11 protein-coding genes are annotated in these 20,598 nt (G+C 63.0%); 2 read left to right on the top strand and 9 right to left on the bottom strand.

Annotation, left to right across the window (positions count from 1 at the left end; translation table 11 throughout):
• Positions 1-45 precede the first annotated feature (45 nt).
• The gene (locus tag MOP44_RS08210) at positions 46-573 is read right to left on the bottom strand and encodes a TlpA family protein disulfide reductase (protein ID WP_260795536.1); all 528 of its coding nucleotides are present in this window, start codon (positions 571-573) and stop codon (positions 46-48) included.
• Positions 574-767: 194 nt separating this feature from the next.
• Between MOP44_RS08210 and MOP44_RS08205 the strand changes: the two genes are divergently transcribed.
• Complete coding sequence (locus tag MOP44_RS08205; protein WP_260795535.1) at positions 768-1,859, top strand: hypothetical protein; 1,092 nt, start codon at positions 768-770, stop codon at positions 1,857-1,859.
• Positions 1,860-1,877: 18 nt separating this feature from the next.
• On the opposite strand, the gene pabB is transcribed toward MOP44_RS08205, so the two are convergent.
• The 8 genes from pabB to MOP44_RS08165 all read right to left on the bottom strand — a co-directional run bounded on the left by pabB (position 1,878) and on the right by MOP44_RS08165 (position 18,689).
• Positions 1,878-3,581, bottom strand: a complete 1,704-nt coding sequence (gene pabB, locus MOP44_RS08200; RefSeq protein WP_260795534.1) for an aminodeoxychorismate synthase component I — start codon at positions 3,579-3,581, stop codon at positions 1,878-1,880.
• 192 nt (positions 3,582-3,773) lie between these two features.
• Positions 3,774-4,739 (bottom strand): Ig-like domain-containing protein, encoded by a 966-nt coding sequence (locus MOP44_RS08195; RefSeq protein ID WP_260795532.1) that lies wholly within the window; start codon positions 4,737-4,739, stop codon positions 3,774-3,776.
• A 159-nt stretch (positions 4,740-4,898) separates the two neighbouring features.
• Positions 4,899-7,565 carry an ABC transporter permease gene (locus tag MOP44_RS08190; RefSeq protein WP_260795531.1) on the bottom strand — a complete coding sequence of 889 codons (2,667 nt, stop codon included), beginning with the start codon at positions 7,563-7,565 and terminating at the stop codon, positions 4,899-4,901.
• 63 nt (positions 7,566-7,628) lie between these two features.
• Positions 7,629-10,256, bottom strand: a complete 2,628-nt coding sequence (locus tag MOP44_RS08185) for an ABC transporter permease (protein WP_260795529.1) — start codon at positions 10,254-10,256, stop codon at positions 7,629-7,631.
• Positions 10,257-10,311: 55 nt separating this feature from the next.
• Complete coding sequence (locus MOP44_RS08180) at positions 10,312-13,008, bottom strand: ABC transporter permease (RefSeq protein WP_260795528.1); 2,697 nt, start codon at positions 13,006-13,008, stop codon at positions 10,312-10,314.
• Between the two features lie 11 nt (positions 13,009-13,019).
• Entirely contained in the window at positions 13,020-15,650 is a 2,631-nt protein-coding gene (locus tag MOP44_RS08175) for an ABC transporter permease (RefSeq protein WP_260795527.1), read from the bottom strand.
• A gap of 11 nt (positions 15,651-15,661) precedes the next feature.
• On the bottom strand, positions 15,662-18,301 hold the full coding sequence (locus MOP44_RS08170) for an ABC transporter permease (RefSeq protein WP_260795526.1): 2,640 nt from the start codon (positions 18,299-18,301) through the stop codon (positions 15,662-15,664).
• Between the two features lie 61 nt (positions 18,302-18,362).
• Positions 18,363-18,689 (bottom strand): PadR family transcriptional regulator, encoded by a 327-nt coding sequence (locus MOP44_RS08165; protein WP_260795525.1) that lies wholly within the window; start codon positions 18,687-18,689, stop codon positions 18,363-18,365.
• A 695-nt stretch (positions 18,690-19,384) separates the two neighbouring features.
• Between MOP44_RS08165 and MOP44_RS08160 the strand changes: the two genes are divergently transcribed.
• The gene (locus tag MOP44_RS08160) at positions 19,385-20,596 is read left to right on the top strand and encodes a glycine C-acetyltransferase (RefSeq protein ID WP_260795524.1); all 1,212 of its coding nucleotides are present in this window, start codon (positions 19,385-19,387) and stop codon (positions 20,594-20,596) included.
• Positions 20,597-20,598 lie beyond the last annotated feature (2 nt).

The following is a 20,598-nucleotide window of genomic DNA, read 5'->3' as shown; positions in this document are numbered from 1 at the left end:
GAGCGGAAGGTCAGCGGAGAATCCACGCGGCCAGTCGAGAGCAGCTCAATAGCGCTTTGTTAACGAAGCCGGCACCGGCCCGGTCCTGCCGCCCAGCAGCCAGTCCACCGCCGTGCGCACATCAGCCTCGCGCGCCTCACCCATGATGCGGGCAATCACCTCGCCATGCTCATCCAGTACGGCTGTCCCCGGCACGATGTTGTCCAGTCCGAAATCGGCCAGCATGTCGGTATCGCCGCCCACCCAGCTGTCGGCCGGCACCTTCAGCCGCTCCAGCACGCCGGGGATTTTTGCCCTGTCCTTTTGGGCATCAATTGAGATGGTCACGAACTTCACCGGCTTGCCTTCATAACTCGATGCGATCTGCGCAAGCCGCGGCAGTTCCTCCTGGCAGGGACCGCACCATGTCGCCCAGAAGTTCACCACCACAATCTGACCACGCAGCGCCGACAACTTCCGCGACTGCCCATCCAGCGTCTTGAATCCCGGATCGGGAGCGCGCTTGGCGAATGCGGGCAGGCCCAGGCAAACGCACACGCTTAGCACAGCTATGAAACGGGGAAGCCGTTGCATCGTTTCCCGACTATAGCGGACCAGCCGCCTTTATTTCGCCAACCGAAAGATGGATACCGAACTCCATCGCTCTGCCCACGACTGCTCGATCACCGAACTGTTAACTTCGTCAGCATTGTCCGCCGCTGACTGTTCGACCGGCCAGACGCGGATTGCACGAGGCCACCTGACTTCCCTCCAGGAGAACAGTTCAAATGAAAAGAATCCTCCAGCCGGCGGCTGTCTCCGCCGCGCTACTCGTGTCTCTGCTCGGCGCCCGCTCTACGGCCCACGCCCAGGGATGCGTTGCTGCACACTCCCCGCAGCCCATCATCTCCGGACTGGATCCCGGCATCCAGGCCAACGCCCGCCACTCCGGTGGCACTGGTCTCTTCCATGGGCTCACCATCACAACGGGCTACCGCTTCTACAACTCCTACCGCCACTACGTCGGAACCGACTACCAGGAGCAGCGACAGGCTCTGCACAACGCAGTCGTAAACCACGTGAACCTGTTTGAGCTCGATCTCAATTACCAGATCACGCCGCGCCTCAGCGTCATCGCCAGCATTCCTGGCATGACGGCCTCGCGCCACGGACAGGCCACCGACACCAACTATTACCACTCCGGCGGCATCGGCGACATCACAGCTGGCGTTCACACGTGGATCTTCCGTCCCCCGACAGAGAATGGCGGCAACGTCTCGCTCTCCGCACAGCTAAAGCTCCCCACCGGTATCAACGACGCCAAAGGCACCACGCATATCGCCGGCGGCGGCACTCAGATCCGTCCGTTCGACGAGTCCATCCAGCCCGGCGACGGCACCTGGGGCTTCGCGCTTGGCACCGAGGCCTATCACCCGCTCTACTGGCGGTTCACGGGTTACTTCACCGGCTCCTGGCTCTTCAGTCCGCAGGACACCACCGGGGTGCTGACATATCGCAAGCAGCCCGGCGAGCAGGTGATCTCGGCTACCGACCAGTACCTGTGGCGCGGCGGCTTCTCGCGGCCGGTCACCGGCGTAAAGCTCCTGCGCGGCTTGGCTCTGAGCGCGGGCGGCCGCATGGAAGGCGTGCCTGTGCGCGATGCGTTCGGTTCCAGCAACGGCTTCCGCCGGCCCGGCTATGTCATCTCCTTCGAGCCTGGCCTCATATACTCGCGCGGCCGCTACATGTTCAACGCCAGCGGCCCGTGGGCGATGGAGCGCAACCGCAAGAAGAGCGTGACCGATATCGCCAACGGCATCCACGGCGATGCAGCTTTCGCCGACTACACCGTCATCACCAGCCTGTCGTACTCGTTCTAGGGCATACCGGCGCCGCTGCTAAAGCAGCCGGAAATCCCAGTCAATCTCAACCAATCGAAGGCCGCGAACCGCGTTTGAAAGATAGACGCGATCCGCGGCCTTCAAGTCTTCCGGATAGAGAACTCGCTCTTTCACATCTCTCCGCGTCTTCAACAGGTGCCGCCGGTAGACCCCCGCAAGCAGGCCGCATGACACCGGTGGTGTAAACAGCATCCTGTCCTTCTCCACAAAGACGTTCCCCACCGCACTCTCCGTCACCTGCCCATCGCGATTCAGGAACAGTGCATCATCGAACCCAGCCTGATGGGCGGCAATCAGCGTCCGCATGTACAGCGCCCGATTCGTCGTCTTATGGAAGTAGAACCGGTCGGCTGCATCGGTCCTCTCCGGCGCAATGCAGACGCGCAGAGGCGCAGCAACTGCCCCTTCCAGCGGCTCCGATGAGATCGTCACACTCCCATCCTTTGACAGCAGCAACCGCACCTTATGTGGTGCCGCATCGGGAATGGTCGCGCCCACCGCAAGCAGCCGCTCCAAAATCGTAGCCCGGTCGAATCGGAAATCGAAATAATCCGCTGAGTCTTCGATCCGATCGAGATGCAGTTCCAGCAGCGGATACCCGCCCTGCCACAACATGGTCTCAATCAGTTCAAAATTCGGCATGGGCTCGGTGAGGAATCGCGATTTGAGCTGGCACTCGCGATACTCCTCCGCCGCAACCGAATCAATCACGATGCCGCTTCCAACGCCCATCGTGGCATGGCGCCCGTTCACCTCCAGCGTGCGGATCGCTACGCTCGCTACGGACTCATCCTGCGAGAAGAACCCGATCATGCCCGTGTAAACTCCGCGCGCCTCGCCTTCCAGTTCCGACAGCAGCTGCATCGCGCGAATCTTCGGCGCTCCCGTCACCGATCCCGAAGGAAACAGCGACCGGAGTATCTCCTCGAACGAAACATCCTCGCGCAGCAAGCCCGATACCGTCGACGTCATCTGCCACAGCGTCGGATGCCGCTCCGCCGCGAACAGATCGCTGGCCTTCACGCTTCCGAACTCGCACAGCCGCCCCAGGTCGTTGCGCAGCAGATCGACAATCATCACGTTTTCGCTGCGATTCTTTGCATCGTTGCGCAACCACTCCGCAGCTTCGCGATCCTCCGCTGTCGTCCGGCCACGCCGAACCGTGCCCTTCATCGGCCGTGTGACAATCCGCCGGCGCGCACCATCCCGATCGATGCGGAAGAACAGCTCGGGCGAATAGCTCAGGACATATCGCCCGCGAGCCCAATGAACGAAAGCGCCATACTCCACGGGCTGGCGCTGCCGCAGCGCTGCGTACAGCGCATCAATCCGTTCCGGCGCGTCGAACCGCAGCGGAAATGTGAAATTGAGCTGGTAGACGTCCCCAGCGCGAATGAGTTCGTGGATGGCCTCGATGCGCTCGGCGTATTCCGCCTCGGCCATGGCAAACTCCAGCCCTCCGATGTCGCAGGCCGTCGCTTCGCCCGCAGCAGGCATCAGCCCGGGCGGCGCCTGATCTACGAACGCACCCGCCTCATGATCCCAGGTATGGCATTTGTCGTAGATGCCGAACCAGACGAGCGGCCGATCTTCTCCTGGGCTGCGAACGGCCGCGTTGGGCTCGAAACATCCGCCGCATTCGTAGGTCATGAATCCAGCGACGAATTGTCCCCGCGACACAGCTAGCTCAATCTGCTGCAAGCACGCACGTACCTCCGCCGCACTCCGCGGAGCCAGGATATCTGATGGGTGCAGAAACAGACGCGAAAACCGCGAAGACCCTGAAGAACTGCTCCTGCTAGGTGCAGTTTCCAGCAAAACGGCTGCGGGGGTCTGCTCAACTATCGAGTAGACCCCCGCGGGAACATCATGCCAGCGCAGCATGGATCGTGCTTACTTAACGGTCAGCGCCAGAGTAGCGTAGTTCGTTGTCGCAGCGACGCCGTTGCTCGACTGCGCCGTCACCTTCAGCGTGTAAGAACCGCTGGGCGTGGGCCGATTATGGGGCGGGCCGTGGTTGTAGTAGTTGTAGCGCGGTGCGCAGGCGGTCATTCCCAGCGTCGTCACCAGCCCGATGAATGCAATCACTGACATCCGGCTCATCCAACGCCGGCGCCGCACAGCGAAAGTGAGCCCCGCGAATCCCAGCGCCCCCGGCAGCAGAACCGCCCAGCTCACAGGATTGCTGTCCGGCTTGATTGCCGGCTTCGCCAGGCTACCGGTTCCCTGCGCCGTGGTGATCAGCATGCTGCTGTTGATCGCCGCTGTTGCGTTGGGCAGGATCTCCACGTTCTCTGGTGTAAAGGAGCAGGAAGATTGATCCGGTAATCCCGAGCAGGAGAGCGTTACAAACATCGGCGCGCTCAGCGAACTCGCGTTGACGGGCTTCAACGACGCCGTCACCGTCCCGGACTGACCCGGTGTCAGCGAAAGCGAGGCCGGATTCACTGAAATGGTGAAGTTCGGCGTCGCGCTGGCAGCGGCGCTGACGGCAGAAATTTCGGAACTCGAAGCCTGATGCTGGCTGTCACCCGCGAACACCGCTCGCAGATCATGGCCGCCCGGCAGCAGCCCAACCGCAATCTGAGCCTTGCCTTCTGCGTCAAGCGCGGCGCCTGCAAGCTGCTTTCTGCCATCCTGTATAACAACGGCGCCCGAAGCCGGCTGGCCGTCATCGCCCACAACCGCAACGGAAAGCGTGGCCTGAGTCCGGCCGTTCACATCGCGCGTCTCCGCGGAAAGGCTGGTTTGGGTGGCCTGCTGCGCCTGGGCGAAGGCGGGCAGCATCATTGCGCCCGCAGCGGCGCCCACCGCAGCAAACCTCGAGAGCCGCGCCAGGCGGCAAAGAATACTTCTCACGTGCACCTGCTCCAAAAACACAGAAATGGCCGTACGCCGGGAAATATGGCAGCTTGGACCTATTGTATCCGGCGCGGGCACGACCCGAAAAACCGCAGTTCTGCCGACTCCCATTGGACGCGCCCGCTGGGCTTTGGATAGATCGGACGCCCTTGGCCGCTATTCGCTCCGCAGCGCCTGCATCGGATCCAGCATCGCCGCCCGCCGAGCAGGAACCAGGCAGGCCGCTGCCGCCACACACAGCAGCACCACCAGCACCCCTGCATACGTCAGCGGATCCAGATGCGACACGCCAAACAGCAGCGACGTAAGCGCCCTTGTCGCGGCCAGCGACCCAGCCAGTCCGAGCGCTACGCCTGCCAGCACCAGGACCAACCCCTGCCGCATCACCAGCGCCAGCAGATTGCCGCGCGAGGCACCCAGCGCGGCCCGCACGCCGATCTCCCGCGTCCGCTCTGCTACGCTGTTGGCCAGAATGCCGTAGATTCCCGTTGCCGCCAGCACAAGCGCCACCAGGCTGAAGGCCTCAAACAGGATGAGTACAAATCGGCGCTCGGCCACGGACCGCTCCAGCAGCGTATTCATCGTGGCCACCCTCAGCACCGGCTGATCCTTGTCCACGCTCCAGATCGCGTTCCGCACTAAAGGAGCAAGTGCGGCCGCATCGCCGCGCGTCCGAATCACGAACGACAGGGTGTCGTCGGCGAACCAGGTCTGCGTCTCGGGCACGTACACCGCGTCGGTATCTGTCAGCGCCAGCGAGGCCTGCCGCACATCCCCCACCACGCCCACCACCGTGAACCACGGATAGTTCGTTGGTCCCACGTGCAGTCGCGTCCCCAAGGCGTCTCCATGCGGAAACTCCTTCTTCGCCAGCGACTCCGAAATGAGCGCGGCAAACGGCGCCTTCGCCGTATCGCGCTCGTCCAGCAGCCGCCCTCTCAGCAGCGGCATGCGCATCGTCTCCGCGTAGCCGGGGCTTACCGCGTAGCGGTACACGTTGTGCCCGCTCCTCGCGTCTTCGTTCTCGAAAACCGATCCGTACACCGTCATCCAATATGGATCCCCACTCAGCGGCAGCACGCTCGTGAAACCTGCCTGCGTCACGCCCGGCACTTTGCGAACCTGCTCCAGAGCCTGCTCGAAAAATCTGCGCCGCGCCGCATCCCCTTGGCCTGGAGCAGCCGCTGCCTCGTCGAACTTGTGCCCCGCAGTCTGTACCTGCAGCGTGAGCAGATGATCCGCATTGAACCCTGGCTCTACCGCCAGCAGCCGCTGCATGCTGCGCAACAACAGCCCCGCACCCACCAGCAGCATCAGAGCCAGCGCGACCTCGCTCACCACGAGCACACGTCTGGCGGTTTGGCGATTCCGCGTGCTCGTCCGGCCTTCGTGGTGAAGCGCCGTTTTCACCTTCGCCCGAGGTGCCTGCAACGCCGGCATCACTCCCGCGGCCAACCCCACGGCAGCCGTCAATAGAAACGCGAACAACAGCGCGGGACCGTTCAGCGCAATGGCATCCACCCGCGGCAGCCCCGGCGGGCTGAGTGCAACCAGCATTCTTATACCGGCGGCCGCGATCGCCACCCCGAGCGCTCCGCCTGCAATGGCCAGCAACAGTGTTTCCGTGATCGACTGTCGAATCAGCCTGCCTCGCGACGCGCCCAGCGCAGTACGCATCGCAAACTCACCCTGCCGCATTGCTCCGCGCGCCAGCAGCAGGCTCGTCACGTTCACGCACGCAATCGCCAGCAGCAGCGCCACTGCCCCCAGCACCGCCAGCAGTGCAGGCTTCACGTTGCGGACCACATCTGCCTGCAGCGAATCCACAATCAACCCCGCCTGCAGTGAGGCCCACCGCGGCCGCGGATATTCCGCTTGCGGATTCGCTGCAATTTGCCCGAGATCACGCCGCACCTCATCCAGGCCCACGCCTTCGCGCAGTCGCCCCGCAATGCGCATATGATGTCCCCACGCATTGCTGGTCACGTCCGCCAGCTTCGCCGGATCGTACGCTAGAGGCGTGAACACATCGGCACCCGCGGCCAGCACATCCTCAAAGTCTCGCGGCATCACGCCGATCACGCTGTAGACATCGTCATCCAGCCGCACTGTACGGCCGATCACTCCCGCATCACCGCTTAGCCTTTGCCGCCAGAACCGGTCCGTAACGATTACCACGCGCGGTGCACGGAACGTGTCGTCGCTCAACTGAAAATCTCGACCCAACGCCGGCCGGATTCCGAGCACCTCAAAAAACCCCGCGCTTACACTCTGCCCCTCCAGCCGCTCCGGAGTTTGCTCACCGGTCATCACCGGCTGCCATGGCTCGAATGCCGCGAGTTGATCGAACGCCCTGCTGCGCGCCGCCAATTCACGATACGTTCCATAGGTCGCCTCGACACGATCCCCTTTGTACGTGTCCCACACCGTCACGATCCGCGATCCATGCGGATACGGCAGCGGCTCGAACAGTATCGGATTCACCGCGCTGAAGATCGCCGTCACCGCACCTATTCCCAACGCCAGGACCAGCATCGCGCTAAGCGCAAACCCTGGCGACCGCCGTAGCTGCCGCGCCGCGTAGCGCACATCGCGCGCCATCGATTCGAGTCCGAGGTTCGCATCCTCTGCCGCCACACGCTCGCGCATCACCGCAGGATTCCCGAACCGCACCAGCGCCTCGCGCCGTGCCTCCTCAGGCGTCATCCCACGCACAAGATCGTCCTCAATGCGCATCTCGACGTGAACCCTCAGTTCCTCGGCAATTTCGCCATCCAGCCGCGACCGCCGGAACAGATTCGTAATTCGCCGCAACGCACTCATAGTCCTCGATCCCTCTCTGCCTGCTTTTGCTACCTTTTCCCTGGTCCCTGGTCCCTGTCTTTCTTACTCTGAGCGCAGTGCTTCCATCGGATCGACCTTCGCCGCGCGCCGTGCCGGTAGCCAACTTGCCACCAGCGCCACCGCGGCAATCACAACCGTGATCGACGTGAAAACCACGGCATCGTGCGGGCTCACTCCGCGCAGCAGGTTGGCCAGCACCTTTGCCAGCCAAAAGGCCAACACCAAGCCCAGCCCAAGCCCGCTTCCCGCCAGCCAGGAAGCACGCCGCAGGATCATCCGCAGGACGTCCTCCCGGCTCGCGCCCAGAGCCAGCCGCACGCCGATTTCCCGAGTTCGCTCCCCCACCAGGTTCGCCATCGCTCCAAATATCCCAATGGCCGCCAGCAAAAGCGCAATCAGCCCGTCGATGCCCAACATAGCCGACGCATACATCAGCCCGGTCAGCCTCTCATGCATGTATTGCCAGTAACTCTGCACCCCGTTCAGCGGCAATGCCGGATCAACGGAAGACAGCGTCTGCCGCACGGCCGGCGCCAGGGGCAGCGCATCATGCCCCTCGGCAAAAATTGCGAACTCGGTGCCTGCCGGAGCCGCCTGCGATGTGTTCAGATACACAACTGCGTGCGGAGTTGAATCCCACAGCGAGTAACTCGTCTCCTGCACGACCCCCACAATGGTTAGCCAAGGTTCGGTGCTGTTTTGCCCGTCCAGACGGATTCGATGGCCTAGCGGACTTTGGTTCGGAAAATACTGCGCAACAAATCGCTGGCTCACCACTGCCACCGGAACCGTATCCAGCGTATCGTGGGGCGTAAATCCACGGCCCTGCAGAACTCCGATCCGCAGGGCCGCGAAATACCCCTCGCTCACCGGCAGATACAAACCGGTCTGGAACTTGCCCGGCATCGTTGGGCGGTTCTCGATCTCCACATCCCTCACCCACCCGTAGTCCGAGTAGGGCAGCGTGTTCGTCACCTCCGCCCACTTCACGCCCGGCAATCCGCGCAGTCTCTCCAGAGCCTGCGCATAATAGGCAGCCCTGAGCCGCGGGGTGCCATAACGTGCTGCCGGAAGCGCCACATCAAATGTCAGTACACGGTTCGGCTCATACTCGTCCGCCGAGTGCAGCATCGACCGCATGCCCTTCGAGATCAGCGCTGCCCCAATCACCAGCGCCACCGCCAGCGAAATCTGCGCCACGGCAAACACGCTACGCAACCGGCGATTGCGCTTCGATCCGATCGCCGATCGCGAACCCGCCCGAATCTCCTGGGCGGGATTCACCCGAATCGCTTCCAGTGCCGGAGCCATTCCCGACATCACTCCTGCCAGCACCGCCAGTCCCACCGAGAAGAAGAATGTGCGCGCGCTGAAATGGATATTGGTCCAACCCGCCATGTAACGCGCCACCCTCTCCGGCATGAACGCGTTCATCACCTTCAAATCGATTTGGCCGATCACCACCCCGCCCGCGGCTCCCGCCAGGCCCAGCAGCAGATTCTCAATCAGCAGTTGCTGGATGATCCTCCAGCGGCTCGCTCCCAGTGCCCGGCGCATCGCAATCTCCGGCCGGCGGTCGATACCCCGCGCAATCTGTAAATTCGCAATGTTGGCGCACACCACCAGAAGCACAAACAGTGTCGCGCCCATAATCAGCCGGTAGTACATCGGCGTGTACTCGTCGTTGATCCCATCCAGCAGCGGCTCCACATGCGCCGTCATGCCGTTGTTGGTGGCCGGATAAGCCCGCGCAATGCGATCCGCGATCGTCCGCATCTCCGCCTGCGCCTGCCGCACCGTCACGCCATCGCGCAGCCGCCCCATCACGAAATAGTTGTGGTTCTTGCGGTCCTGGAGCTGCTGCGGCGTCGGCGCCAGCGGCAGAAACACATCCGCCGTCGACGGATATTGCACCGACTTCGGCAGAACCCCAATCACCGTGTAACCGCGTCCATCCAGCTCGATCCGCCGCCCCAGCACCGCCGGATCGCTCGCAAACCGCCGCGTCCAGAAGCCGTAATTCAGCACCGCCACCGCGTCGCGCCCAGGCTGCGCCTCGCTCTCCACATACAGCCTCCCCAGCACCGGTTCCACCCGCAGCGCGCTGAAGAAGTTTGCCGTCGCCAGCGATGCTTCAATCTGCGCCGCATCGCCCGCGCCCGTCAGGTTCACCGATTTCTCCGTGCGTACTGAAAGCTCTTCAAAGGCCCGGCTGTCCCGCGCCCAGTCTTCATAATCGGCGAGCGCCACCCGTTGATTGCCGCTATTGTCCTGCTCCACGGCGGTCACCACGCGATCCATCGCGGGCACAGCCAGAGGCCGCAGAACCACCGCATCCATGCTGCTGAAAATCGCCGTGTTCACGCCGATGCCCACGGCAAGCGTGAAGATCGCGGTAATCGTGAACCCCGGCGAATTCGCCAGCTTGCGCAGCGCATAGCGCATGTCGGCCCACCATGAGTCGACACTCAGCGCAGCGTCTTCGCCCATCACCCGCTCGCGCGTCGACGCGGTGTTGCCAAAGCGCACCAGCGCCTCGCGCCGTGCGTCTTCCGGCGTCATTCCTCGCGCAAGGTTGTCCTCAATGCGCAGGTCGATGTGCGCTCGCAGCTCCTCGGCAATCTCCCCATCCAGCCGCTCACGCCGAAACAGATTTGTAATACGCCGCAACACGCCCATGCTCCCCCCTTGCCTTCTGTTCCCTACTCCCTATTCCCTGTCTTTCTTACTCCGCTCTCAGCGCTTCCACTGGATTCACGGCGGAAGCGTGCCACGCCGGCAAATAACTCGCAACTGCCGCCGCCGCAAGCAGCAGCAGCGGAACTGTTATGAATGTCACCGGATCTCGCGGACTCACGCCGAACAGCAGCGAACTCATCAGCTTTGTCAAGCCCGCAGCGGCCACAAGACCAAGGGCCACACCAAGCCCCGTCACCGTCAGCGCAAACCGCACGAACATCCAGCGCAGTTCACTCTTCTGCGCCCCCAGCGCCAGCCGTATTCCGATCTCGCGCGTCCGCTGCGACACTGCATACGAAATCACGCCGTAGATCCCAATCACGCCCAGCAACAGCGCCATCGATCCCGCAATCGCCAGCATCACCAGCGTGAACGATGTGCGCGCCATCGACTGGCTGTAGATCTCCTGCATCGTCCCCGGCGAAGCTACCGGAAGATTCGCGTTCACGCTCCACACCGCCTGCTGAACCTGGCTCAACAGCGCTTCTGTGCCCGCGCGATCGCTGCGAATCATATACCGCACCGCGCGCGCCGCACTTGGCTGCGGCTGCGGCTTGTAAGGGTCTTCAATCAGCGTGCCCCAGTAGATGAGCGCAGGCGCCTTCTCATCCACGCCGTGCACGCGAACGTCTTCCACCACTCCGATGACTTCCTGCCACGGCATCTTCGTAAACTGCCGCACCCGCTTGCCGATCGCATTCGTCGCGGAGCCCCAGTTCTCGCGCGCGAAGTTTTCTGACACCAAGACCATCGGCCGCATTCCGTAAAGATCGGGCCACGTAAAGTCACGCCCCGCCACAATCCGCGTACCCATCGTCGAGAAGAAGCCCGGGGCGACGTAGTTGAACATCCGCAGCGGAGGCTCGCCGCCCTCGTAGTTCTTGCCTTCGACGCTCAGTGTGTCCCAGTTGGCATCGAAATCCTCCATTGGTGCGGTCACGGCGAAGCTCACTTGCTTCACGCCCGGCACCGCGGCGATCTTGTCCGCGATCTGCTGCTCGGTCTCAAGCACCGTCTTCTCGTCGCTGATCATCGTCTCAGGAATCGCAATCCGCATCGTCTCCAGATGCGCCGCGCCTGTGAATCCCGGCTCTACATTGCGCAGGGCCGCGAAGGTGCGAATCATCAGCAGCGCGCTCACCAGCAGCACCAGCGCCATGGCCACTTGCGCCACCACCAGCGCATTGCGCGTCCGCTGCCGTGTACGGCTCACGCTCGCCGTGCGCGATCCGGAACTCAATGCCGCCTTCGCCCGCGCATACCGCCATGCCGGAATCGACCCGAACAACAGGCCCGCTAACACCGACAAAGCCAGCGTGAACAGCAAAGACCGCGCATCGAATGAAATCTCAGATAACCGCGGCAGATTCGACGGCCCGATCGACACCAGCAGCCGCAACCCCGCATAAGCCACGCCTACGCCCACCAGGCCGCCCAGCATGCCCAGCAGCACACTCTCCACCAGCAGTTCGCGCGCAATCCGCGCCCGGCTCGCACCAAGCGCCGCACGCACCGTCAGCTCCTGTTGCCGGCTCTCTGCACGCACCAGCAGCAGATTCGCGACATTCGTGCACGCAATCAGCATCACCAGGCCCACCGTTGCCATCACGATCCAGAGCACGCCGCTAACATTGCCAATCACCTGGTCCTTCAGCCTCTTGAATTTCGGCGTGATGTGCCACCGCTGGTAGTAGTGCGGATTCGTTCCCGGCCCGTTCGACCATGAATCCATCCACACGCCGATCAGCCGCGAAATGTCCGCATCCGCCCGTTCGATCGAAACTCCATCTTTCAGCCGCGCCAGGCCGCTGTAGCCGAACGGCGCCAGCTTCTGGTGCTGCGGATCGAACGCCAGCGGCAGCATTACATCGAAATCCTCATCCATCACGCGGAACCCACGCGGCATCACGCCCACAATCTCGCGCGTGATCCCGTCCACCTGGATGCTGCGTCCCACCGCGCTGCGGTCACCTCCAAATCGCCGCTGCCAGTAGCCGTACCCCAGCATCGCTGTCTTGGCTCCATTCGGGTCCTGGTCCGCCGAGTTGAACCACCGTCCCGCAATAGCAGGCACGCTCAGCGCCTCAAGCACTCCTCCGCTCACCAGCGTCGAATGCACTTCTTCCGGCTGCGCCAGCCCCGTCACGCTTGCATTGCGGGAATACCACACGCCCATTGCATGAAAGCTCTGGTTGCGTCGCGAAAATGTCAGATACATTGACGGCGAAAGCTGCAGCCCGTTTTGGAAGTTCGACAGCCCTCCCGCCCCCGGCGCATCCAGCCACAACGCAATTAACCTGTCCGAATGCGGATAAGGCAGCGGCCGCAGCAGCACGCTGTTCAACACGCTGAACACCGCCGCATTCGCGCCAATCCCGATCGCCAGTGTCAGCAGCACTGTCACCGCAAACCCCGGCGATTTCCGCAGCCGCCGCAGCGCAAACCGCGCATCGCGCGCCATGTTCTCGAGCGCCAGGCTCGCATCCACCGCAGCCACCTTCTCGCGCATCACCGTCGCATTGCCAAAGCGCATCTGCGCCTCGCGCCGCGCCTGCTCTGGCGACATTCCGTGCGCGATGTTGTCCTCGATCCGCATCTCGATATGCGCACCGAGCTCTTCGGCAATCTCGCGATCCAGCCGCGACCGCCGGAACAGGTTCATCAGCCGCGATACCATCGCCATAGCGTCTCCTTTCACTCTGCGCGCAATGCTTCCGCGGGATTCACCGCCGCGGCCCGGCGCGCCGGTAAATAACTCGCCAGCAGCGCCGCAAATGTCATCACCACGCTCACAGCCACCAGCGTCTGCGCGTCCCATGCCTGCGTGCCAAAAAGCAGCTTGCGAATGAGCATCGCTGCCAGCACCGCGCACACCAACCCCACACCAACTCCCAGTACAGTCAGCCATCCAGCCTCGCGCAGAATCATGCGGTACACAGACTCGCGCTGTGCCCCCAGCGCCATACGCACGCCGATCTCGCGCGTCCGCTGGCTCACCGAATACGCGATCACGCCATACAGCCCCACCGTACCCAGCAGCAGGGCCATCGCCGCAAACCCGCCCACCAGCCATGCCGAAGCACGGTGCAGCGCCGTAGATTGCAGATTCTCGATCCGATCCTCCATCGTCTCGGCCGTCATGGTCAGAACGTTGGGATCGATCCGTTTCACAGCTGCTCTAAGCGGTGTCAGCAGGGCGCGCGGTTCCTGCTCGGTCCTTACAACGATGTAAAAGATCGAACTCGGCGCCTGCTCGAAAGATGTATAGATGGCCGGCTGCACGTCCGCATCGAGCGGCCCTTCGTGGATATCGTCAACTATCCCGACAATCTGGAGCAGCGGAGCCGATGCATCGGAACGAATGTGCTGCCGCAGCGCATCTTCGCCTGCAAGAAACTTGCGCGCGAATGATGCGTTGACGATTGCTACCCGGGGCTTGGAGGCGTCATCCGATTCATCGAACCATCGGCCTCTCAGCAACCGCGCCCCGAGCGTCGTGAAGTATCCGGCGCTCACCTCGCGCGCATTCGCCTCGTTGGTTCGCTGCTTGCTCGGCCTGCCGATCACCTCAAACGTGGCGCTGCCGCCGGCGATGTTGGAGATCGGTACCTGGTGCGTTACAGCCGCCGATTGCACGCCAGGCAATTGCTCTGTCTCCGCGATCACCCGCTGCGCCAGCGCCACCACCTTGTCATTCTTTGGATAGCTCGACGGCGGAGCCCATAGCCGCATGGTGGCCAGATGATCCGGATGCAATCCGGTTTCGGTATGCAGCAACCGGTAGAAGCTCTTTGAGAACAGGCCTGCGCCCACCAGCAGAATTGTGGCCGTGCATAACTGCAGGACCACCATCTTGGCTCCCATCTGCCGCCACGTAGTTCCGGCAAAACCGCGACCGGTCCCTGCCAGCCCTTGCCCGGGGTTCGCAAACGGTGCGCGTGCAATCGCAATCAAAGAGAGCAGCACAGCACAACCCCCCGCTATGGCCGCGATGAACAGGATTACGTGAGCATTCAGCCCGAGGTCCCTCAGATAGGGCATTGCATCCAGACTGGCAGACGGAACCAGCTTCCTCAGCAGCCGGACCGCCGTGTAAGCAACGGCCATGCTCAGCGCACCGCCCGCTGCGGTCAGCACCACTGCTTCAGTTGCGAATTGCCGTACCAGGCGTGGCCGTGTCGCACCCAGTGCGCCGCGCACGGCAACTTCGCGCTGCCGGCTCTGCGCGCGTACCAGCAAAAGTCCCGAAACGTTCGTGCAAGCCATCAGAAGCAGCAACGCTGCTCCGCTCAGCAGCAGCAATAGCGTAGGCCGCAGATTGCCCACTACCAGCTCGGTCAGCCGCACCACCGTAGCCCCGCGGCCTTCATCTGCATCCGGATACTCTTTCGCCAGCCGGCTCGCAATCCCGCTCATCTCCGCTGCGGCGGCCTCGAGAGAGACGCCATCATGGAGTCGGGCGAACGCCAGGATGCCGTGCTCGCCGCGATCCTCCGGCGTAGCGCTGGCCTGCATCGCCGTCCAGAACTCCGCCGCGCCGGCCGGGCCGAAGTTGAAACTCCGCGGAAGGACACCTGCGATGGTGTACGCCGTTCCGTCCAGCGTTATCGCCGTGCCCAGCACGTCTTCTCGCCCACCGAACCGCTTCTGCCATGCGGGATAACTCAACATCACCGTATGCGGCGCGCCCAGAGTATCTTCTCCCTGTCTGAAGTCGCGTCCCAGCACGGGTGTGACTCCAAGCATCCTGAAGAATCCCGCGCCCACTGCAGCGCCATCCACGCTCTCCACGCCCTCCGGCGTCTTCAGCGCGAAGTGAACGTTGTCGAACGCCTCCATCGAACTAAAACCATGATTCAAGCTCTTCCAATCGAGATAATCGGGATACGAGAGATGAAACCGTGATCCCAGCGGATTGCTCTCGAACAGCCCGACCAGTTGCGCGGGATCCCTATAGGTGAGCGGCTTAATCAGCACTGCATCTACGAATGCAAAGATTGCTGTACTCGCTCCAATTCCCAGCGCCAGCACCACAATGGCCGTGCCTGCGAATCCCGGGTTCCTCACCAATTGGCGAAACGCGTACCGGATGTCCGAGTACACGCTGTTCAGCAGCAGCGGCATATCCGCCGCCGCTACACGCTCTTTCATCGAACTGGTGTTGCCGAAGCGCACCAGCGCTTCGCGCCTCGCTTGCTGGGGAGTCATGCCCCGCGCGATGTTGTCCTCAATGCGCATTTCGATATGCGCCCGCAGCTCCTCGGAAATCTCCCCATCCAGGCGCGCCCGCCGAAACAAATTCGCAATTCGCCGGAACAATGCCATGCCATCCCCCCTCAGTCTTCGCGCAGCAACTGTGCCGGATTCACCCGCATTGCTCTCTGTGCCGGAATCCACGAAGCCGCCAGTCCCACCAGCACCATCAACACCAGCGCGCCGCTCAGCACCAGCGGATCCTTCGGACTCGCCTGGTACACCACCACCGCCAGCAGCCTGCTCGCCAGCACGCCCAGCACCAGACCCGCGGCCGACCCAACCACCAGCACTTTCGTGGGTCTCGACAGCGCTGCCCGCAACACCTGCGTGCGCCGCGCCCCCACCGCCACCCGGATACCGAGCTCCCGCAGCCTCTTCGACACCGAATACGCCGCCATCCCGAAGATGCCTGTCACCGCCAGCATCGCGGCCAGCACGCCCAGCACCATCAAAACCGCCGTCGCAATGCGCGCCGGAAACATCGCCAGCGTGAGCGCATCCGGCCATGTCTGCAGCGTGAAGGGTAGGCTCGAGTCGATTGCGGCAAGCGCCCCGCGCAACGCAGACATCGTCTCCGCTACCGGCCTCTCTGACCGCACCACCAGCACTGTGCTCGAAGCGGTGTATTGGCCGAGCGGATAAAACGCCGCAGCCGTCGCATCCTCGGTGATCGTGTCGTACTTGCCGTCTTCCACCACGCCCACAATCTCGATCCGCGTGTTGCCCGGCTCCACGTAATGCTGGCCCACCGCCGATGTGCTGCCGAACATCCGGCGCGCAAACGTCTCGTTCACCACCGCCACCCGCCGTGTCTTGTCATCGTCGGACCAGGTGAAGTCGCGCCCCGCAAGCAGCCGGGTCTTCGCCGCATGCAGATACCCCGGAGAGATCGCGTAGTACTTGGCCACCGTAACCGTGTTCTTCGGACGGAAATCCGTCGTGCCATCACGGAACACCGGCTCGTTGCTGCCTCCGGTGCCGAGTGGCATGCTATCAATGGTCCCCGCCGCGGTCACGCCAGGTATGTGCGATGCTGCATCGATCATCCGTCGTTGGACCGGCAGCGCCGTCTTGTCGGCGTAGCCGCTCATGTGCATGTCCATCGAAGCCAGCGCCACGCCCTCTGGCTTAAATCCGATCGGTGCCTTCAGTGCCCGCTGCATGCCGCGCACAGCCACCAGCGACGACGTGATCAGCAGCGCGCATAGCGCAATCTGCACGCCCAGCAGCACATCGCGCAGCGTCAGCCTGCGCAGCAGCCCCGCCGTAACGGCGCCGCTCTTGATCGCCTGCATCGCGTCCATCCGCCAGATCTGTCGCGCGGGAACCAGCCCCGGCAATATTCCGCTAGCCAGCGACAGCCCGATCGCCACCGCATACACTTTGAGATCCGGGACTGCCGTCACATGGATCGGGAACTCCGGAATCGGCTGCCACCGGCTCAGCACATTCAACATCGCTGCGGCCGCCGCCGTTCCCGCCGCTCCTCCCGCCGCGCACACCAGCAGCGCCTCCGTCAGCAGTTGCCGCAGAATCCGCCATCTTCCCGAGCCGATCGAGATGCGAATCGCCAGTTCCCGCGTCCGATCCGCAAAACGCGCCGTGAAGATGCCCGCCAGGTTCGCACACGCCGCCAACAGAACCAGCACCGCCAGCCCCATGATCGCCACCGTGAAGGCACGCATGGGGTCGCCCACCGTATCCGCGAACAGTCCCGGCCGCACCAGTCTGGGTTCCATCCCGCCATCCTCAACCGGGTGCTCCTTCGCCAGACCCTTCCCCACGGCCCGCAGATTATCCGTCGCCTGCACCACGGTCACACCCGGCTTCACAGATCCCAGCACGTAGATCCCGTGGTTGTATCGCTTCTCCAGGAAGCTGTACCCCTGAACCTGTTCTTCGTTCACCATCGGAATCCAGAAGTCAGGCCACAGGAAGAGCTCCGTTCCGTGAAACGTCTTCGGCGCCACTCCGATAATCGTGAACGGATGCTTGTTCAACTGCACCGTCATGCCTACCACGCGCGGATCGCCCTCGAAGCGCGAGCGCCAGAACCCATCGCTCAGCACCATATAGGGCGCTGAATTCGGCCCGTGCTCATCGCTCGGCGCGATCATCCGCCCCACCTGCGGCGTCACTCCAAGCATCTCGAAGTAGTTCCCGGATACCTCGTAAACCCATGACTTCTGTGCTGAACTGCCGACGCTCATCCCTGCCTGGTCAACCCGGTAGGCCACCATATCGGCAAACGTGCTGTTCCGCGCGCGCAAATCAAGATAGTCCGGATAGGATTGCGAATCGTCTCCCGGCTGCTTGTTCACCACCTGCACCAGCCGATCCGCCCCAGCCAAGTTCAGCGGCCGCAGCACCAGCGCATTCAGCACTCCGAACACCACCACGCACGCGCCAATCCCCACCATCAGCGTCGCAATCGCGGTCAGCGCAAACCCCGGAGACCGCCGCAAATGCCGCGCGGCATACCGTATATCGCGGCCCCACTCCGCCAGGCCAAGGCTCGCGTCGGACGCCACCACGCGCTCCTTCGTCGCCGCGTGATTCCCGAACCGCACCAACGCTTCGCGCCTCGCCTCCTCCGGCGACAGGCCACGCGCGACGTTGTCCTCGATGCGCATTTCAATATGCGCCCGCAGTTCCTCTGAGATATCTCGATCCAGCCGCGACCGCCGAAACAGATTCGCAACTCGCCGCAATGAAGCCATCTCACCCCCCTCGGAGCCTTGCTCTCTGGTGCCTGGTGCCTGGTGCCTGGTCCCTGCCGTCTTACGCGTAGCGCAGAACGGCCCTTACCCCCTTCACCAGCTCATCGAAGCTCTCCTCGGCCTGCTTGAGCTGCCGCTGTCCCTGCGCCGTCAGCGTGTAATACTTCGCCCGGCGCTTGCTGTCCGTCAGCGCCCACTCCGACTCGATCCAGCCGTTCTGCTCCATCCGGTGCAGAGCCGGGTACAGCGACCCCTCTTCCACCCGGAGCAGGTCCTCGGACGCCCGCTGGATATGCTGCACAATCCCATACCCATGCATTGCCCCGGTCGCCGCCAGCGTCCTGAGCACAAGCAGTTCCAGCGTTCCTTGAAGGTCCTTCGTTGCCATTCGTTACCTCTCGATATCTAGGTATACGCACTCTACCCCTAGATCGCTAGGCATGTCAACAATGCAGATACGCCGAGCGCCCAACTTCGGTTCCGCTCCTACCCACCCCCCCACCCCTACCTGCGCGAAGCGCAGCGTTTGTATAGACCGCCGCCTCTCAGGAGCGGTGCGCGACCAAAGAACACCGAGAGCTTTTGATCGTGACCACGATCACAGCCCGCTCGTCCGAAACCGCGCATACTTTGTGTCTGCCGCTCCACCACAGCGGAAGGGAGTTTTGTGCCCGAAAACCGCCCATCCCGTCCCCGGTCCGTCGTCGCGATCCCTCGCTCCGCGAGGATCCATGCCACCCCCCCACCCCCCCTCCCCCTCCGACTCGCGTTGGCCGTCCACAGCTCTGCCGCTTCGTCGCTGTGCCGCTCCTCCGGACTACGACACTCGCGTTTACCCTATCGTTAATACCCCACCCCTCCCCACCCTCTGCCCGACGCCAAGACCCACCGCCACCCCCTCCCCCCTCTCGACGGCTAAAGCATTGACAAATAACAGTCGGACTTTGCAAGTCCAAATTCGATAAAATCAGCGGATACCCCGGGCCACGTTTGCGTCTCTGTTAGTCAAGTAGTTAACCCGCGCCGTGTCCGCATGAGCCCCCCGCCCCCCGTGCCTGTACCCTGTATCGTGAGGTTGCCACCATGTCTTCCGCCGACCGCCCCCAGCTCGCCTACCTGACAGACGCCCTCAACGAACTCAAGCAGAAGGGAACTCACTTCCGTCTCCGCGTCCTCGAGGACCAGCAGGCCCCCGTCTGCCATTACGACGGCAAGCAGGTCATCAACCTGGCCAGCAACAACTACCTCGGCCTGGCCAACCATCCCGAGCTCATTGAAGCCGCCCTCAAAGCCACACGCGAGCTCGGCGTGGGCTCCGGCGCCGTCCGGACCATCGCCGGCACCATGAAGATTCATATGGACCTGGAGGAGAAGATCGCGCGCTTCAAGAACGTCGAAGCCTGCGTGGTTTTCCAAAGCGGATTCGCCGCTAACGCCGGCACCGTGAGCGCCATCCTTGGCAAAGAAGACTTCATCCTCTCGGACGAGCTGAACCACGCCAGCATCATCGACGGTGCCCGTCTCTCCCGCGCCAAGATCAAGGTCTTCCGCCACAAAGACGTAGCCCACTGCGAGGAACTCCTCCAAGAGGTCGCCAACGAGCCCGGCCGCAAGCTCGTAATCACCGACGGAGTCTTCTCCATGGATGGAGACATCGGCCCCGTCGATAAGCTCGGCGCGCTCGCCGAGAAGTACGGCGCCATTATGATGGTCGACGATGCCCACGCCTCCGGCGTGCTGGGCCGCAACGGACGCGGCAGCATCGATCACTTCGGCATGCACGGCCGCGTCGATGTACAAGTGGGAACCCTCTCGAAAGCTATCGGCGCTTTAGGAGGTTACGTCTGCGGCTCCCGCGATCTCATCGACTATCTCTACCACCGCGCGCGTCCCTTCCTGTTCTCCACATCGCATCCGCCGTCGGTGGCCGCCACCTGCATCGCCGCGTTCGACATCCTCGAACAGGAACCTGAGCGCATCGACCGCCTGTGGGAGAACACCCGTTACTTCCAGCGTGAATTGCGCCGCGCCGGTTTCAACGTCGGCGGTGTGAACACTCCGGCAACCGAAACGCCCATCACGCCCGTCATCCTCGGGGAAGGCCGCCTTACCATGGACTTCTCACGCGCACTGTTCGACGAAGGAGTCATGGGCACAGGCATCGCGTTCCCCACAGTCCCGGAAGGCAAGGCCCGCATCCGACTCATTGTCACCAGCGAGCACACAAGGGCGAACCTCGATCAGGCTCTCGATACACTGGAGCGGGTCGCAAAGCGCATGGGCATCCTACAATAGCA

This window comes from Occallatibacter riparius, from assembly GCF_025264625.1.
In the GTDB taxonomy this organism is placed as follows: Bacteria; Acidobacteriota; Terriglobia; order Terriglobales; family Acidobacteriaceae; genus Telmatobacter; species Telmatobacter riparius.
This window is presented reverse-complemented; position numbering and strand designations above follow the sequence as displayed.

Bases quoted from the DNA above. Each gene is read 5' to 3' on its own strand.
- MOP44_RS08190 (WP_260795531.1), bottom strand. From the start codon at position 7,565: ATGAGTGCGTTGCGGCGAATTACGAATCTGTTCCGGCGGTCGCGGCTG.
- MOP44_RS08165 (WP_260795525.1), bottom strand. From the start codon at position 18,689: ATGGCAACGAAGGACCTTCAAGGAACGCTGGAACTGCTTGTGCTCAGG.
- MOP44_RS08170 (WP_260795526.1), bottom strand. From the start codon at position 18,301: ATGGCTTCATTGCGGCGAGTTGCGAATCTGTTTCGGCGGTCGCGGCTG.
- MOP44_RS08175 (WP_260795527.1), bottom strand. From the start codon at position 15,650: ATGGCATTGTTCCGGCGAATTGCGAATTTGTTTCGGCGGGCGCGCCTG.
- MOP44_RS08160 (WP_260795524.1), top strand. From the start codon at position 19,385: ATGTCTTCCGCCGACCGCCCCCAGCTCGCCTACCTGACAGACGCCCTC.
- MOP44_RS08180 (WP_260795528.1), bottom strand. From the start codon at position 13,008: ATGGCGATGGTATCGCGGCTGATGAACCTGTTCCGGCGGTCGCGGCTG.
- MOP44_RS08205 (WP_260795535.1), top strand. From the start codon at position 768: ATGAAAAGAATCCTCCAGCCGGCGGCTGTCTCCGCCGCGCTACTCGTG.
- MOP44_RS08210 (WP_260795536.1), bottom strand. From the start codon at position 573: ATGCAACGGCTTCCCCGTTTCATAGCTGTGCTAAGCGTGTGCGTTTGC.